The organism is Nocardia farcinica (assembly GCF_001182745.1).
GTDB classification, from domain to species: domain Bacteria; phylum Actinomycetota; class Actinomycetes; order Mycobacteriales; family Mycobacteriaceae; genus Nocardia; species Nocardia farcinica.
Genome location: NZ_LN868938.1, coordinates 3,192,183 through 3,207,090 on the forward strand (window position 1 = coordinate 3,192,183; position 14,908 = coordinate 3,207,090).

General features: G+C 71.9%; 16 protein-coding genes. 8 read left to right on the top strand and 8 right to left on the bottom strand.

Annotation, left to right across the window (positions count from 1 at the left end; genetic code table 11):
- Window positions 1–54 precede the first annotated feature (54 nt).
- Together AMO33_RS15140 and AMO33_RS15145 are read left to right on the top strand one after the other, a co-directional pair.
- Window positions 55–1,254 carry a helix-turn-helix domain-containing protein gene (locus AMO33_RS15140; protein WP_159005393.1) on the top strand — a complete coding sequence of 400 codons (1,200 nt, stop codon included), beginning with the start codon at window positions 55–57 and terminating at the stop codon, window positions 1,252–1,254.
- A gap of 171 nt (window positions 1,255–1,425) precedes the next feature.
- Window positions 1,426–2,100, top strand: coding sequence for an HNH endonuclease family protein (locus AMO33_RS15145; RefSeq protein ID WP_050768225.1), 675 nt, complete (start codon window positions 1,426–1,428; stop codon window positions 2,098–2,100).
- Window positions 2,101–2,113: 13 nt separating this feature from the next.
- On the opposite strand, the gene AMO33_RS15150 is transcribed toward AMO33_RS15145, so the two are convergent.
- The 4 genes from AMO33_RS15150 to pdhA form a co-directional block, all read right to left on the bottom strand.
- Window positions 2,114–2,932, bottom strand: a complete 819-nt coding sequence (locus AMO33_RS15150) for a sulfurtransferase (RefSeq protein WP_062954118.1) — start codon at window positions 2,930–2,932, stop codon at window positions 2,114–2,116.
- Between the two features lie 91 nt (window positions 2,933–3,023).
- A complete protein-coding gene (locus tag AMO33_RS15155; RefSeq protein ID WP_060593015.1) occupies window positions 3,024–4,601 on the bottom strand; it encodes a dihydrolipoamide acetyltransferase family protein in 1,578 nt (525 codons plus the stop codon).
- 230 nt (window positions 4,602–4,831) lie between these two features.
- Complete coding sequence (locus AMO33_RS15160) at window positions 4,832–5,806, bottom strand: alpha-ketoacid dehydrogenase subunit beta (RefSeq protein ID WP_060593016.1); 975 nt, start codon at window positions 5,804–5,806, stop codon at window positions 4,832–4,834.
- Window positions 5,803–6,915: a pyruvate dehydrogenase (acetyl-transferring) E1 component subunit alpha gene (pdhA, locus tag AMO33_RS15165; RefSeq protein ID WP_060593017.1), complete on the bottom strand. Its 1,113-nt coding sequence runs from the start codon at window positions 6,913–6,915 to the stop codon at window positions 5,803–5,805. The genes AMO33_RS15160 and pdhA overlap by 4 nt, the downstream gene beginning before the upstream one ends.
- Window positions 6,916–7,084: 169 nt before the next feature.
- Here pdhA and AMO33_RS15170 point away from each other — a divergent pair, with 169 nt between their 5' ends.
- Both AMO33_RS15170 and AMO33_RS15175 read left to right on the top strand, forming a co-directional pair.
- Window positions 7,085–7,579 (top strand): Lrp/AsnC family transcriptional regulator, encoded by a 495-nt coding sequence (locus AMO33_RS15170; protein ID WP_011207550.1) that lies wholly within the window; start codon window positions 7,085–7,087, stop codon window positions 7,577–7,579.
- A 24-nt stretch (window positions 7,580–7,603) separates the two neighbouring features.
- On the top strand, window positions 7,604–8,422 hold the full coding sequence (locus tag AMO33_RS15175; protein ID WP_060593018.1) for an SDR family oxidoreductase: 819 nt from the start codon (window positions 7,604–7,606) through the stop codon (window positions 8,420–8,422).
- Here the strand turns inward: AMO33_RS15175 and AMO33_RS15180 are convergent.
- Entirely contained in the window at window positions 8,412–8,804 is a 393-nt protein-coding gene (locus AMO33_RS15180) for an acyl-CoA thioesterase (RefSeq protein ID WP_050768224.1), read from the bottom strand. The two genes, AMO33_RS15175 and AMO33_RS15180, sit on opposite strands and share 11 nt — an antisense overlap.
- A gap of 76 nt (window positions 8,805–8,880) precedes the next feature.
- Between AMO33_RS15180 and AMO33_RS15185 the strand changes: the two genes are divergently transcribed.
- Window positions 8,881–10,167 carry an MFS transporter gene (locus AMO33_RS15185; RefSeq protein WP_229434908.1) on the top strand — a complete coding sequence of 429 codons (1,287 nt, stop codon included), beginning with the start codon at window positions 8,881–8,883 and terminating at the stop codon, window positions 10,165–10,167.
- Between the two features lie 9 nt (window positions 10,168–10,176).
- On the top strand, window positions 10,177–10,416 hold the full coding sequence (locus AMO33_RS15190) for a hypothetical protein (RefSeq protein WP_060593019.1): 240 nt from the start codon (window positions 10,177–10,179) through the stop codon (window positions 10,414–10,416).
- 90 nt (window positions 10,417–10,506) lie between these two features.
- On the opposite strand, the gene AMO33_RS15195 is transcribed toward AMO33_RS15190, so the two are convergent.
- The 3 genes from AMO33_RS15195 to AMO33_RS15205 are packed head-to-tail and all read right to left on the bottom strand — an operon-like array spanning window position 10,507 to window position 13,363.
- The gene (locus AMO33_RS15195) at window positions 10,507–11,925 is read right to left on the bottom strand and encodes an NAD(P)(+) transhydrogenase (Re/Si-specific) subunit beta (protein WP_041559880.1); all 1,419 of its coding nucleotides are present in this window, start codon (window positions 11,923–11,925) and stop codon (window positions 10,507–10,509) included.
- 5 nt (window positions 11,926–11,930) lie between these two features.
- Entirely contained in the window at window positions 11,931–12,245 is a 315-nt protein-coding gene (locus tag AMO33_RS15200; protein ID WP_011207544.1) for an NAD(P) transhydrogenase subunit alpha, read from the bottom strand.
- Entirely contained in the window at window positions 12,245–13,363 is a 1,119-nt protein-coding gene (locus AMO33_RS15205) for a Re/Si-specific NAD(P)(+) transhydrogenase subunit alpha (RefSeq protein WP_060593020.1), read from the bottom strand. The genes AMO33_RS15200 and AMO33_RS15205 overlap by 1 nt, the downstream gene beginning before the upstream one ends.
- Before the next feature lie 265 nt (window positions 13,364–13,628).
- On the opposite strand from AMO33_RS15205, the gene AMO33_RS15210 reads away from it, so the two are divergent.
- Together AMO33_RS15210 and AMO33_RS15215 are read left to right on the top strand one after the other, a co-directional pair.
- A complete protein-coding gene (locus AMO33_RS15210; RefSeq protein WP_062954117.1) occupies window positions 13,629–14,069 on the top strand; it encodes an HIT family protein in 441 nt (146 codons plus the stop codon).
- On the top strand, window positions 14,066–14,905 hold the full coding sequence (locus AMO33_RS15215) for a maleylpyruvate isomerase family mycothiol-dependent enzyme (RefSeq protein WP_011207541.1): 840 nt from the start codon (window positions 14,066–14,068) through the stop codon (window positions 14,903–14,905). Before AMO33_RS15210 ends, AMO33_RS15215 begins: the two co-directional genes overlap by 4 nt.
- Window positions 14,906–14,908 lie beyond the last annotated feature (3 nt).

Sequence of the window (14,908 nt, forward strand, 5' to 3'; positions counted from 1 at the left end):
TCCGTGTTCACAGACCTGTTGACAGCAGTTCCGGGAGTTTTTCGGGGGGTGGGCGTGATCGAGGGAGCACAGCTGCGGACGGCGCGGGAAGCGGCCGGGTGGAGTCTGCGCGCCATGGCGGAGTTGGTGCATTTCGCACCGTCGTATCTGAGCTTGATCGAGACCGGGAAGCGGCCGGTGACGCGCGAGGTCGTCGCCGCCTACGAACTGATTCTCGGTCCGGGCTCGCTGCGCGCGGAAACACCGGAACCGCAGGGTGATCGAGTGCCGCGGGTGATCACTTCCGAGCTCCCCGAAAGCCTGCCCGCGTTTCTCGAGTTCATCGCCGACGACCTCTCCCGCGCCTACCCGAAGTCGCGGCCGGATCAGCTGCTGGCCGAGATCCAGTGGCGCATCCGCGGGGTCCGGGCGCTGCTCCAGGGCCGGACCACCCTGATGGAGCATCGCAGGCTGATGGTCGTGCTCGGCTGGTTGTCGATGCTGGCCGCGGCCTGCCACGTCGATCTCGGCGAGGGCAGGGCCGCCGCCGCGCAACTGTGGGTGGCGCGGGAGGTGGCGATCGAAGCCGAACACACCGAGATCGACGCCTGGCGCGCCGAGATCATGGCCCGGCAGCAGCTCGCCCTCGGCGAATACCTGGTCGCGGTGGTGGCGGCGCAGATCGCCCAGCAGGCGGCACCGCGGGGCAGCTACGCCATGATCCAGGCGACCGCGCAGGAGGCGGCGGCGCTGGCCCGGTACGGCGACAAGCAGGACGCCTACACCGCCTTGCGCACCCTGGCGCGGCTCGTCGCCGACCTGCCGACCGTCGAGATGGCCGAACACCGCTTCCGCTTCGACACCGTCCAGGCCGACAGCGCGATGGCGACCACGCTCGCCTGGCTGGGCGACCGGGCCGCGGAATCGTTCGCCCGCCATGTGATCCGCCACATCGAGAACTCGCTTTACCTGCGCCCCCGGCGCCTCGCCGCCGCCCGGTTGGATCTCGGGCTCGCGCTGCTCGCCGCGGGCAGGCCCGAGGAGGCGGCCCACGAGGCGATGACCGCGGTGACGTCCGGGTGCCTGGTGCCCGCCGACCGCCTGCGACTCGAGGAGGTCGTCACCGGCGTCGAAGGCGTGCACGCCGCCGCGGCGCGACCCCTGCGCGAGGCGTTCCGCAGCCTCTACCCCACCGACGCGCCGTCGGCCGACGCCTCTTCGGCCGACGCCTTTTCGGCCACCGGATGTCCGGCGGCGCCGCGTCGGCGGCCCTGACCGGTGCACGGCCGCACCCGTGGCACCGGAATTGTGGACGCCACGTAATCCACAACCGCGCCGACGGTGAGGACCCGACCGTCCGGGGGAACGGGTAGAAGTGACGGGGTGCGTGAGCGGGTGGTGGTGCGGTTACCGGCGGCGGTCGTCGTGCCTGCGGTCGTCGTGCTGATGGCGGTGGTCGCGTCGGCGGTCGCCGGGTGCGGGCAGGTGCGGGTGGGGCAGGTCGAGCCCGCGCCGGGGAGTCCGACGCGCGCGCAGGTCGAGGACCTGCTCGGGCGGGTGCGGGTGGTGGCCGAGCGCGGACGGCCGGGCGGATACGACCGCGATTGCGGCCGGGGCGGCGGATGCGTGTTCGGGCCGGCCTGGACCGACGACCACGGCGGAGCCGAGGGGCACAACGGCTGCGACACCCGCAACGACGTGCTGGCGGCGCAGCTGAGCGACGTGCGGTACCGGGAGGGCACCCGGGACTGCGTGGTGGTGGCGGGAACCCTGCGCGACCCCTACACCGGGCGCCTGCTGGAGTTCCGCAAGGCCGACGCGCGTGACGTGCAGATCGATCACGTGTATCCGCTGGCGGCGGCCTGGGATCTCGGGGCCGCCGGCTGGAGCCCGGAACAGCGCGTGCGCTTCGCCAATGACACGGTGACCAACCTGCTCGCCACCGCGGGCGCGGTCAACCAGGCGAAAGGGGATGCCACGCCGGCCGAGTGGCTGCCCCCGGCGCGCGCGAACCACTGCTTCTACGCGGGCAAGTACCTCACCGTCGCGGTGCGCTACGACCTGCCGGTCACCGCCGCCGACAACGCGGTGCTGCACGCCATCGCGCGCACCTGCCCCTGAGCGCAGCGGCGGATCAGTCGCCCGTCGCCACCGGGCGCTTGGGGTCGTTGGACCACTGCGACCACGAGCCGGGGTAGAGGGCGGCGTCGATGCCCGCGACCGCCAGCGCCGCGATCTGGTGCGCGGCCGTGACGCCCGACCCGCAGTAGACCGCGAACGGACCGGCGCCGTACCGCCCGAACCGGGCGCGCAACCGGTCCGGATCGTGGAAACGCCCGGTCTCGTCCAGGTTCTCGGCCGTCGGCGCGCTCACCGCGCCGGGGATGTGGCCCGCCTGCGGGTCCACGGGCTCCACCTCGCCGCGGTAGCGTTCCGCCGCGCGCGCGTCGAGCAGCACACCCGGCCACTTCGCGGCGCCGTCGGCGTCGACGACGGGCAGGTTGCCCGCGGTGAGGGTGACGTCGCCCGGCTCGGGATCGGGTTCGGCGCCGGTGGCCGTCGCCCCGCCGGCCGCCGTCCACGCGGGCAGCCCGCCGTCGAGGATGCGCACGTCGGCCAGCCCCGCCCAGCGCAGCAGCCACCACGCCCGCGCCGCCGCCATCCCGCCCGTGGCGTCGTAGACGACCACCGGGTCACCCTCGCGAATACCCCAGCTGCGCGCACACTTCTGCAGCGCGGCGAGATCGGGTAGCGGATGCCGCCCGCGGGCCGGTGAGGGCGGCGCGGCCAGTTCGGTCTCCAGGTCCACGAACACCGCGCCCGGGATGTGGCCGTCGAGATAGTGCTGCGGGCCGTCCGGGTCCCCGAGCGCCCAGCGCACATCCAGTAGCCGTACCCGCTTGTCCGCCAATTCCTTCCGCAGTTCCTCCGCGGAGATCAGTACCGCGCTCAACCCCAGCTCCTCGTCCAGTCACCCTCGCGCGCCGACCCGGACCACCCTACGCACCGATGGGCGCGCGCGAGCGACTTCTCGCGTCCGGCCGCTACAACCGGCTCAGCAGCGTGAGCGGATCGGTCAGCAGACCCGCGACCGTGGCGAGGAAACGGGCCGCGAGTTCGCCGTCGATGAGCCGGTGGTCGAAGCTCAGCCCGAGCGTGGTGACCCAGCGGACCGCCAGCTCGTCGGCCACCACCCACGGCCGCCTGCCGATCGCGCCCAGGCACAGGATCGCCGCCTCCCCCGGATTGACCAGCGGCACACCGGAATCCACGCCGAAAACGCCGACGTTGGTGATCGTGAAGGTGCCACCGGTGAGGTCGGCCGGGGTGGCGGTGCCCGCCCGGGCGGCCTCGATCGTCCGGCCGATCTCGGCACACAACTCGCGCAGGCTCAGCCGGTGCGCCTCCTTGACCGACGGCACGAGCAGGCCGCGGTCGGTGGCGGCGGCGATGCCGAGGTGGACGTAGCGCTTGGTGACGATCTGCTGCCGCTCCTCGTCCCACTGCGCGTTCACTCCGGGGAACTCCGCCAGCGCCGCCAGCACCGCCTTGGCCACCACGACCAGCGGGGTCAGGCTGAGCCCGGCGAACGCCGGGGTGGTGCGCAGATGGTCGATCAGCTCCATCGTCGCGGTGCAGTCGACGGTGACGAAGGTACTGGCCTGCGGGATCGTCGTCGCGCTCGTGACCATGGCGGCCGCGGTGCGTTTGCGCACCCCGGTGACCGGGGTGCGCTCCTCGCGCGCCTGGCCGGGCTCGGCCACGGCGGCACCGGTCGGTGTCGCGGCCGCGCGCACGTCGTCGACGGTCACCGCCCCGTTCGGGCCCGAGCCGTCGACCTGCCAGAGATCCACCCCCAACTCGCGGGCCAGCTTCCGGGCCGCGGGGGTGGCGGCCGGGCGCGCGGCGACCGCGGCCGGACGGGCGACCGGCACCGGGCCGGTCGTCCGCCGGCGCCGGGTCTGTTGCTCGGCTTCGGGCCCGTAGCCGACGAGCACCGAGCGCCTGCCGTTCCCGCTCGCCGCACCGGCATCGGAGTCGGCACCAGCACCACCGCCACCGCCACCGCCACCGGCATCGGCATCGGCATCGGCACCGACATCGGCACCGGCACCGGCACCGGCACCGGCACCGGCATCGAAACTGGCACCGGCATCGAAACTGGCACTGGCACTGGCATCGGCGCCCGCACCGCCACCCGCACCGGCGTTTTCGGCGGGGACCGTCGACCCGCCGCCGTTCCCGATATCGGCACCGTCCGCGGTGGCGGCTCCGCGACCGCCCGGGGCGCCACCTCCACTCCCGGCGCCGGAATCGTTCTCGGCACGGCGCGCCGCATCACCACCGCTCCCCACGGCCGACCCCGCGCCATCCGCCCGGACCCGGATCAGCGGCGCCCCCACCGGCACCGTCTCCCCCGGGTCGGCCAGCAGTGCCGCCACCGTCCCCGCGTACGGGCAGGGCAGGGCGACCACGGCCTTCGCGGTCTCCACTTCGGCGATGGTCTGGTTCAGGTCCACGTGGTCGCCGACGGCGACCGACCAGGACACCAGTTCGGCATCGGTGAGTCCCTCCCCCAGATCCGGCAGCCGGAACTCCAGGACGTTGCCGTCGTCGTGCACAAGTCACCTTCCTTCGCATCGGGTCGCATGCGGTGGTACCGCCACGCTCCGCTACCGCCTCCGGCCGCCGACCCGCTCAGGCTGTGTCGACTGCGCCTGCGCGGGGCGGCCTCCGTGGTCACGCTGCGCTACCGCCTCCGGCCGCTGACCCGCTCAGGCTGTGTCGACTGCGCCTGCGCGGGGCGGCCTCCGTGGTCACGCTGCGCTACCGCCTCCGGCCGCTGACCCACTCAGGCGGCCAGCGAACGGTCGACCGCGTCGAGGATGCGGTCGGGGTCGGGCAGGTGGTGCTTCTCCAGCTTGGCGGGCGGGTACGGGATGTCGTAGCCGCCGACGCGCAGCACCGGCGCCTCCAGGTGGTAGAAGCAGCGTTCGGTGATGCGCGCGGCGATCTCGGCGCCGAGACCGCCGAACACGGGGGCCTCGTGGGTCACCACCAGCCGACCCGTCCTGGTCACCGATTCGGCGACCGTGTCGACGTCCAGCGGCGCGAGGCTGCGCAGGTCGATCACCTCGAGCGAATGCCCCTCCGTGGCGGCGATCTCCGCGGCGGCCAGTGCCGGTGCGACGGTGCCGCCGTAGGCGACGACGGTGGCATCGGTGCCCGCCCGGCACACCCGCGCCCGATGCAGCGGCAGCTCCGGCGGCGCGTCGAAATCGACGTCGGCCTTGTCCCAGTAGCGGCGTTTGGGTTCGAAGAAGATCACCGGATCGGGGGCGGCGATGGCTTGGCGCAGCATGTGATAGGCGTCGGCGGGCGTGCTGGGGGTGACCACCCGCAGCCCGGCGGTGTGCGCGAAGTACGCCTCCGGTGACTCCGAATGATGCTCCACCGATCCGATGCCGCCGCCGAAGGGGATGCGAATGGTGATGGGAGCGCTGACTTTTCCGCCGGTGCGGTAGTGGATCTTGGCGACCTGGGAGACGATCTGATCGAAGGCCGGGTAGACGAAGCCGTCGAACTGGATCTCGCACACCGGCCGGTAACCGCGCAACGCCATGCCGAACGCGGTGCCGACGATGCCGGACTCGGCCAGCGGGGTGTCGATCACCCGGTTGTCGCCGAAGTCCTTCTGCAGCGTGTCGGTGACCCGGAAGACCCCGCCCAGCCTGCCGATGTCCTCCCCCATCAGCACGACCTTGGGGTCGTCCTCGAGCGCCCGGCGCATGCCGGTGTTGAGGGCGCCTGCGAAGGTGGTGATCATCGGCTGACTCCTTCCGGTCGGGCGAAGGCGGCGCCGGGATCGCCGGCCGCGTACTCCGCAAAGGCTCGCCGCTCCGCCTCGATCAGGGGGTGGGGTGCGGCGTAGACGTGGTCGAACAGCTGGGCGGGATCGGGGTCGGGCATCTCGAGGGTGGCGCGGCGCAGTTCGGCGGCCGCGGTGTCGGCCCGCTCGCCCACCTCGCGCTCGAAGGCCGCGTCCCACAGCGCTTCCCGTTCCAGCAGCCTGCGCAGCCGGTCGATGGGGTCGCGCCGCGTCCATTCCTCGGTCTCGGCGGCCGCGCGGTAGCGGGTGGGGTCGTCGGCGGTGGTGTGCGGGCCCATCCGGTAGGTGAGCGCTTCGATGAACGAGGGACCGCCGCCCGTGCGGGCGCGCGCGACCGCCTGCCGGGTGACCGCGAGCACCGCGAGCACGTCGTTGCCGTCGACCTGGAGGCCGGGCATGCCGTAGCCGTAGGCGCGTCGCACGAGTGGCGTGGCGCTCTGGACGCGCACCGGGGCGCTGATGGCCCAGTGGTTGTTCTGGCAGAAGAACACCACCGGCGCGCTCCAGCTCGCGGCGAAGCCGAAGGCTTCGGCGATGTCGCCCTGGCTGGTGGCGCCGTCACCGAAGTAGGCGATGGTGGCGATCTCGGCGCCGTCGAGGTGCGCGGCGTAGGCGTACCCGGTGGCGTGCAGGCCCTGGGCACCGACGACGATGTTCGGGTTGGTCATGCCGACCGCGTCCGGGTCCCAGCAGTGGTGGGCGACCCCGCGCCACAACCGGGTGAGTTCGCCGGGACGCACGCCGCGGCAGTAGGCGACGGCGGCCTCGCGGTAGCTGCAGAACACGTAGTCGTCGGGGTGCAGGGCGCGGGCGGAACCGACCTGGGCGGCCTCCTGGCCGAGCAGCGGCGGCCACAGACCCAGCTGGCCCTGCCGTTGCAGCGCGGTGGCTTCGACATCGATCCGGCGCGCCACCGTCATGTCGGCGAACAGCTCGCGCAGCTCGTGCGGGCCGATGTCGGCGACGAGCGCGGCGTGCTCGCGGTCGAGGACCCTTGCCCCGTCGGGCTGGATCAGTTGTACGGGGTACGCGGGCTTGTCCGGCATGGGTGGCGCCTCCTCCGATCACGGTCGAGTCGCGGCCTTGTGGGCCGGTCGACTCGTGCGTGTGTTGTACCTCACAGCATGCACCGTTCAGCGGCATGCGCAAGTGATCGACACGGGAATGTGCACAATGCTCAATTCACACCGGGGCCGCGGTGTCATACTGCGTCGTATGCCCAGTACTGAACAGGTCGAGGCGACCCTGGACGCGACCGACGCGCGCCTGCTGCTGGAGTTGATCGCGACGCCGCGCGCGACCGGCGTCGAACTCGCCACCCGGCTCGGCCTGTCGCGCAACACCGTGCAGGCGCGCCTGGCGCGCTGGGAGGCCACCGGCATGCTCGCCAGTGTCGAGCGGCGGGTGCGTCCGCGAGCGCTCGGCTATCCGCTGGCCGCGTTCGTCTCCGTCGTGCTCGATCAGCACCGCCTCGACGCGGTGGTCGACGCGCTCGCCGAGATCCCCGAGGTCACCGAGGTGTGCGGGATGACCGGCCGGGTCGACCTGACGGTGCGGGTGGTGGCCCGCGACGCCGAGGACCTCTACCGGCTCGCCGAGGAGATCCTGCAGATCCCCGGCGTGGAGCGCACCGACATGGCGCTGGTGATGCGCGAGCTGGTCGGCCCACGCACCGCTCCGCTGCTGGAGCGGCTGGCGGGCACCGGGTAGCGCGGGCACCGTTACTGTGCGGGCATGGAGATTTCGGGCAAGGTAGCCATCGTCACGGGGGCCGGCGGGGGAATCGGGGCGGCGCTCGCGCACAGGCTCGCCGCGGGCGGCGCGCGGGTCGTGGTCGCCGACATCGACCCCGCGGGCGCACGAGAGGTGGCGGAGGCCATCGGCGCGGCGGCGGTGCCGGTGGCCGGCGACGTGGCCGACGAACAGGTGATCGCCACCATGATCGAGCGGGCCGAGTCCGAGTTCGGCCCGGTCGACCTGTATTTCGCGAACGCGGGCATCGGCGGCGGCCCCGGCCTGGACAGCACCGATGCGCAGTGGACGGCGGCGCTCGAGGTCAACGTGCTCGCGCACGTGCGGGCCGCCCGGGCACTGATGCCGGGCTGGCTGGCGCGCGGCACGGGCTATTTCGTCGCCACGGCCTCGGCGGCCGGGCTGCTCACCCAGATCGGTTCCGCGCCGTACTCGGTGACCAAGCACGCCGCCGTCGGCTTCGCCGAATGGCTGGCGGTCACCTACGGCGACCGAGGGATCCGGGTGAGCTGCGTGTGCCCGATGGGGGTGGACACCCGGCTGCTGCACGGCGACCTGGTACCGGGGAACGCCGAGGCCGCCACGCTGGCCGTCAAGGCCGTCACCACCGCGGGCGCGGTGCTGACCCCCGAGGAGGTCGCCGACGTGGTGATCGCCGGGATGGCGGCCGAACAGTTCCTGATCCTGCCGCACCCGGAGGTGCTGGAGATGTACCGGCGCAAGGGCGCCGATTACGACCGCTGGCTGGCTGGCATGCGCCGGTTCCAGTCCGCGCTGCTGGGCGAGGGCCTCAGTCGGTGACGAGTTCGGCGGCCGCCGTGCGGATCACCGCGGGGATCTCGACGGGCTTGCGGGTCTGCGCGTCGACGTAGACGTGCACGAACTCACCGGTGGCGGACAGTTCCAGCCCGTCGTCGGTTTCCCGGAAGATCGCCAGGTCGTAGGTGATGCTGGAGCGGCCGAGCCGCGCGATCCGCAGCCCCACCTGCAACCGGTCGGGGAAACTGATCGAGCCGTGGTACCGGCACGAGGTCTGCGCGACGACGCCGAGGGCGGGCAGCTCGCGGATGTCGGTGCCGGTCGCCTTCATCAGCCACGCGTTGACCGCGGTGTCGAAGTAGGAGTAGTAGGTCACGTTGTTCACGTGGCCGTAGTGGTCGTTGTCGGCCCACCGGGTCGGCATCGGCCAGAGCACGGGATACTGCTGCGTCACCCGGCCGACCCTAGTCGGCGCCGGATCGCTCGGTACCGTCGACACAGTGCTGGACGTTCCGATCGATCGACGCCTGCGTATCGCGCGCGCGGCCGTGTTCACCGTCTTCGGCCTGAACGGCTTCCTGCTGGCGATGTGGGTGGTGCACATCCCCGTGGTCACCGACCGCACCGGGATCGCGCACTCCACGCTGGGCATGTTCATCCTGCTGATGGCCGGGGCGGGCATCGTCGGGATGCGGGCGGCCGGGCCGCTGGCCGACCGGTTCGGCAGCCGGACCCTGGTCGCGGCGGCCGCCGTGGTCGCCGCGCTCGCGGTGATCGGCCCCGGCCTGGCCACCGCGCCCGCCGGGCTGGCGATCGCGCTGGCCTGCTTCGGTTTCGGCAACGGCGCGCTGGACGTCTCGATGAACGCACAGGCCGTGCACGTGGAACGGGCCTATCGCCGTCCCATCATGTCGGCGTTCCACGCGCTGTTCTCCGGCGGCGGTCTGCTGGGCTCCCTGCTCGGCGCGGCCGCCCTGCGCGCCGGTCTCGACCTGCGCGTCACGCTCGTGCTGGCGAGTCTGGCCTGCCTGGCGCTGGTCGCGCTGAGCGTGCCGCGGCTGCTCGCCGATCGCCCGGCCCCGGCCGTCGAGCCGAGCACCGCTTCCGAGCACACCGCCGCCGAGCACATACCCGCCGCCGAGCACCGCACCGCCGCCGAGCACACCGGCCCCGGCGCGCCGACCCGCGAGGGCCCCGGTGCCCGCCTGCGACCGTCCGCGCACGGCCGGAAGGTGCTGGCGCTGGCCGTGATCGCGTTCGCGGTGCTGCTCACCGAGGGCGTGGCCACGGACTGGAGCACCCTGCAGATGCGCGAGCGACTCGGCGCCGACGACGCGACCGCGGCGCTGGCCTTCGGCGCCTTCTCGGTCACCATGACCGGCGGCCGCCTGGTGACCGACCGGGTGAGCGGCGCCTTCGGTCCGGTCGCGGTGGTCCGCTACGGCACCCTGCTGGCCGCGCTGGGATTGGCGGTCATCATGGTGTCGCCGTGGGTGCCGCTGACGCTGGCCGGGTGGGCCCTGTGCGGGCTCGGCCTGTCCGGCAGCGTGCCGCAGATCTTCACCGCGGCGGGAAATCTCGGCTCGACGACCGCCGCGACGGACATGTCGCGGGTGTTCGGGCTGGGGTACCTCGGCCTGCTCGCCGGGCCCGCGATCATCGGCTGGCTGACCGAGCTGATCCCGCTGACCGCCGCGCTGATCGTGCCGCTGCTCGCGGTGCTGGCCTGTGCGCTGAGCGCGGGGGTGGTCGGCGCGGGCCGTCCCGCCCACGCGCGCGCTCGGTAGGGTCGGGGCATGTTCGGCAACGACAGACTCGAGCACCGGCTGGCCCGCGTCGAGCGCAAGCTCGATCTGATCCTGGCGCATCTGGGGCTCGAGGACCCGCGCTCGGTCCAGGGCCTGGCCGAGGTGGACGCGCTGGTGCGCGCGGGGAAGAAGATCGAGGCGGTCAAGAAGTACCGCCAGGTCGACCCGGGTGCGGGGCTCGGCGAGGCCGTGGCCGCCGTCGAGGAGCGGGCGCGCGGGAACCGCTGAGCGGCCCGGGGCGCCGGTGAACAGCGCAGAAACGGGTGAACCCCGGCGCGCCCGTGGACGGGAGCGCCGGGGTTCACCGAAACCGATGTGCTACAGCGCCTTCAGTTCCTCGGTGACCTCACCGACGGACTTCTTGGCGTCGCCGAACAGCATCGAGGTGTGCTCGGCGTAGAACAGCGGGTTGTCGATGCCGGCGAAGCCGGAGTTCATCGAGCGCTTGAGCACGATCACCGACTTGGCCTGGTCGACGTTGAGCACCGGCATGCCGTAGATCGGGCTGGCCGCGTCCTCGCGGGCGGCCGGGTTGGTGACGTCGTTGGCGCCGATCACCAAGGCGACATCGGTGCGGGCGAATTCGCCGTTGATGTCGTCCATCTCCTTCATCGCGTCGTAGGAGACCTCGGCCTCGGCCAGCAGCACATTCATGTGACCGGGCATGCGGCCCGCGACCGGGTGGATGGCGTACTTGACCTCCACGCCCTTGGCCTCGAGCAGCGCGGCCATCTCCTTGACCGCATGCTGGGCCTGGGCGACGGCCATACCGTAGCCGGGCACCACGATCACCTGGTTGGCGTAGGCCATCTGGATCGCGGCGTCGGCGGCGGAGGTGGCCTTGGCCTGCTTCTGCTCCCCGCTGCCACCACCGGCGGCCGCGGCGCCACCGCCGAACCCGCCGGCCACGATCGCCGGGATCGAGCGGTTCATGGCCTTGGCCATCAGGTTGGTCAGGATGGTGCCGGACGCGCCGACGATCATGCCCGCCACGATCATGGCGGTGTTGTTCAACGCCAGGCCCGCCGCCGCGGCCGACAGGCCGGTCAGGGCGTTGAGCAGCGAGATGACCACCGGCATGTCCGCGCCGCCGATGGGCAGCACGACCATCAGGCCGAGCACGCCCGCGGCCAGCAGCAGCAGCACCATCCACCACCAGGCGGCACCGCCGTCGGCGGCGCCGAGGCCGATGACGACCGCGGCCGCCACCGAGCCGACCAGCAGTAGCAGGTTCAGCGGCTGCTGCAGCTTGCCCAGCCCGATCGGGCGGCCGGGCAGGATCTCCTGCAGCTTGCCGAAGGCGATCAGCGAACCCCAGAACGAGATCGAGCCGATGATCGCGGCGAACAGCGAGCCGACGATGATGTGGACCGTGGGCTCCTCGCCGTGCTTGAAGGCGGAAAAGCCGCTGGTGTCCAGGAATTCGGCCCAGGCGATGAGCGCGACGGTGCCGCCGCCGACACCGTTGAACGCCGCGACCAGCTGCGGCATCGCGGTCATCTTCGTGTACTTGGCCGGTGGCACGCCGAGCACGACACCGAGCACCAGGCCCGCGACGATCAGGATCCAGTTGCCGGTGTCACGCACCGCGATCAGGGTGGCGACCACGGCGATGGCCATGCCCGCCGCGGCGATCCAGTTGCCGCGCACCGCGGTCTTCGGGCCGGTCAGACCCATCAGACCGTAGATGAACAGCGCGAACGCGATGATGTAGAGGATGTTGACCAGATTGTCCATCGGACTCACTCACCAGCCTTCGCCGCCGGGGCCTTCTTGCCCTTGAACATGCCGAGCATGCGGTCGGTGACCACGAAGCCGCCGACCACGTTCAATGTGCCGAAGACCAGCGCGACGAACAGGATGATCTGGATGCCGATCGAGGGATCCTCCATCTTGCCCAGCGTCACCAGCGCACCGAGCACGACGATGCCGTGGATGGCGTTGGTGCCCGACATCAGCGGGGTGTGCAGGGTGTTGGGCACCTTGGAGATGACGGCGAACCCGACGAACCCGGACAGCACCAGGATCGCGATGTTGGCCAGCAGTTCGGAATACATCAGGCGTCCACCTCACGTGTGACACAGGAATCCGCGAGCACCTGGTCGCTGAAGTCCGGCGCCAGCGCACCGTCGACCAGCATCAGTTCCAGCAGCGCCGCGATGTTCTTCGAGTACAGCTCGCTGGCGTGCTCGGGCATGGTGGCGGGCAGGTTCAGCGGCGAGGCGATGGTGACGTCGTGCTTGACCACGGTCCTGCCCGGCTCGGTCAGCTCGCAGTTGCCGCCGGTCTCCCCGGCCAGGTCCACGATCACGCTGCCGGGCTTCATGCCCTCCACCGCGGCGGCGGTGACCAGCCGCGGCGCCGGGCGGCCCGGCACCAGCGCGGTCGTGATCACGACGTCGAACCCCTTGATGGCGTCTTCGAGGGCCTGCTGCTGCTTGGCCTTCTCCTCGTCGGTGAGTTCCCGGGCGTAACCGCCCTCACCGGCGGCGTCGATGCCCAGGTCCAGCCACTGCGCACCCACCGACCGCACCTGGTCGGCCACCTCGGGCCGCACGTCGTAACCGGTGGTGCGCCCGCCGAGTCGCTTGGCCGTGGCCAGCGCCTGCAGACCCGCCACGCCCACGCCGAGCACCAGCACCGTCGCCGGCTTCACGGTGCCCGCGGCGGTGGTCAGCATCGGGAAGAACCGCGTCGACTCGGAGGCCGCCAGCAGCACCGCCTTGTACCCGGCCACGTTCGCCTGCGAGGACAGCGCGTCCATCACCTGCGCGCGCGAGATACGCGGAATCGCCTCCACCGCGAAGGCCTGCACCCCGGCCGATTTCAGCGCCTGGATCTGGTTCTCGGCGTTGCGCGGGGCGAGGAAGCCGATCAGGGTCTGCCCCTTGGACAGCTTGGCCACCTCCGCGTCGCTGGGCGGGGCGACCTTGACGACCACATCGGCCGACCACGGGTCGCCGATGACCGCACCCGCCTCGACGTACGCCTGGTCGGGGATGAGCGCACCGTGCCCGGCGCCGGACTCCACGACCACCTCCACGCCCTGCTTCAGCAGGGCGGGAATGATCTTGGGTACCAATGCGACACGCCGTTCGCCCGCGTTGGTCTCGCGAACGACTCCGACACGCGCTCCGCGCGGGGACGAATCGCCCACGTTTTGCGTTGTCTCCACTTGTCAGACTTCCTTCTCAGGGTGGTCGGAACCACCGAGTGACGGCCGGACGAAGCTACTCACGAGTAAGTTCGCCTGAAATCCTCGCAACTGTACCCGGCTCGCGGTGAGCCTAGCTGAGATGCCCGTCACAGCCGCAGCCGGATAAGACCGATTCGTCGGTTCTGTACCCACGTCCAGCTGCGGCGAACACCGTCGCCACACGGTTCCCGTCCGCGGGAGCCGGGCTGTCCCCGCCCGGCCCGTACACCGTATGGTCGCGGGTGTGAACGACTGCGTCTTCTGCCGCATCGTGGCCGGCGCGGCGCCGGCCACCAAGGTCTACGAGGACGAAACGCTGTGCGCCTTCCTCGATATCAGGCCGATCGCGCGCGGGCACACACTGGTGATCCCGAAGCAGCACGCCGCCGAGCTCCCCGACCTCGACCCCGAACTCGGCGCGGCGATGTTCCGTGCCGCGCACCGGATCGCGCTGGCGATGCGCCGCGGCGGGCTCGCCGCGGACGGGGCCAACCTGGTGCTCAACGACGGCCGGGCGGCCTTCCAGACCGTCGGACACGTCCACCTGCACGTCATCCCACGCCGCGACGGCGACCGAATCCGCTTCGCCACAGGCTTTCTGCTGCGCAGACCGCACGACCCCGGGGCGACCGCCGCCGCGATCCGGGCCGGCCTGACCGCACTGGAGGAAGGAACCCAGCCGTGAACGACCCCACCCTGGCCAAGGACGAACTGGTACCGCTGCTCTCGGAACAGTGGACGGCCATCGATCGCCTGGTCGCCGACCTCGACGAGCCCGCCTGGCGGCAGCCGTCGCCGCTGCCGGGCTGGACGGTGTTCGACGTGGTCGCCCACGTCGTGGGCACCGAATCCTGGCTGCTCGGCGAGAAGCCACCGCCGCACGATCCGGTGCGGCCCAAGACCGACGTGCGCGCACTTCCGCACGTGCGCAACGAAACCGCCGTGCTGAACGAGATCTGGATCGACCGGCTGCGGCCGATGCCGGGCCACCGGCTGCTCGCGCTCTTCCGCGAGGTCGCCGACCGCCGCCGCGCCGCACTGGCCGACAAGACCGACGCCGAGTGGGCGACCCCCACCGTGTCCCCGATCGGCCAGGTGCCCTACGGCCGGTTCATGCGGGTGCGGCTGTTCGACTGCTGGATGCACGAACTCGACATCGCCGACGCCCTCGGGGTGCGCGTGGCCGAGGGCGGCCGCCGCGGCGAGGTGGCCTTCGCCGAATTCGCCGGTTCCCTCCCCCGGGTGGTCGCCAAACTCGGCAAGGCGCCCGCCGGATCCCGCATCGCGTTCGTGCTCACCGGTGAGCTCGCGCGCACCCTGCGCATCGAGGTCGGCGAGCGCGCGGCGTTCGTCGAGCGCTTCGCCGAGCCCGCCGGCGTCGAGATCACCCTCGACTCCGGTCTCTTCGTGCGACTCGGCGGCGGACGCACCCCGATCGAAGACCACCTCGGCGACGTCGACATCACCGGCGACGAGCAGCTCGGACTCCAGGTGGTCCGCAACCTCGCGTTCACGATCTGAACC

Coding starts and splice junctions, on each gene's coding strand:
- AMO33_RS15145 (WP_050768225.1), top strand. CDS start 1,426: ATGGCGGTGGTCGCGTCGGCGGTCGCCGGGTGCGGGCAGGTGCGGGTG.
- AMO33_RS15160 (WP_060593016.1), bottom strand. CDS start 5,806: ATGATCACCACCTTCGCAGGCGCCCTCAACACCGGCATGCGCCGGGCG.
- pdhA (WP_060593017.1), bottom strand. CDS start 6,915: ATGCCGGACAAGCCCGCGTACCCCGTACAACTGATCCAGCCCGACGGG.
- AMO33_RS15170 (WP_011207550.1), top strand. CDS start 7,085: ATGCCCAGTACTGAACAGGTCGAGGCGACCCTGGACGCGACCGACGCG.
- AMO33_RS15175 (WP_060593018.1), top strand. CDS start 7,604: ATGGAGATTTCGGGCAAGGTAGCCATCGTCACGGGGGCCGGCGGGGGA.
- AMO33_RS15180 (WP_050768224.1), bottom strand. CDS start 8,804: ATGCCGACCCGGTGGGCCGACAACGACCACTACGGCCACGTGAACAAC.
- AMO33_RS15190 (WP_060593019.1), top strand. CDS start 10,177: ATGTTCGGCAACGACAGACTCGAGCACCGGCTGGCCCGCGTCGAGCGC.
- AMO33_RS15195 (WP_041559880.1), bottom strand. CDS start 11,925: ATGGACAATCTGGTCAACATCCTCTACATCATCGCGTTCGCGCTGTTC.
- AMO33_RS15200 (WP_011207544.1), bottom strand. CDS start 12,245: ATGTATTCCGAACTGCTGGCCAACATCGCGATCCTGGTGCTGTCCGGG.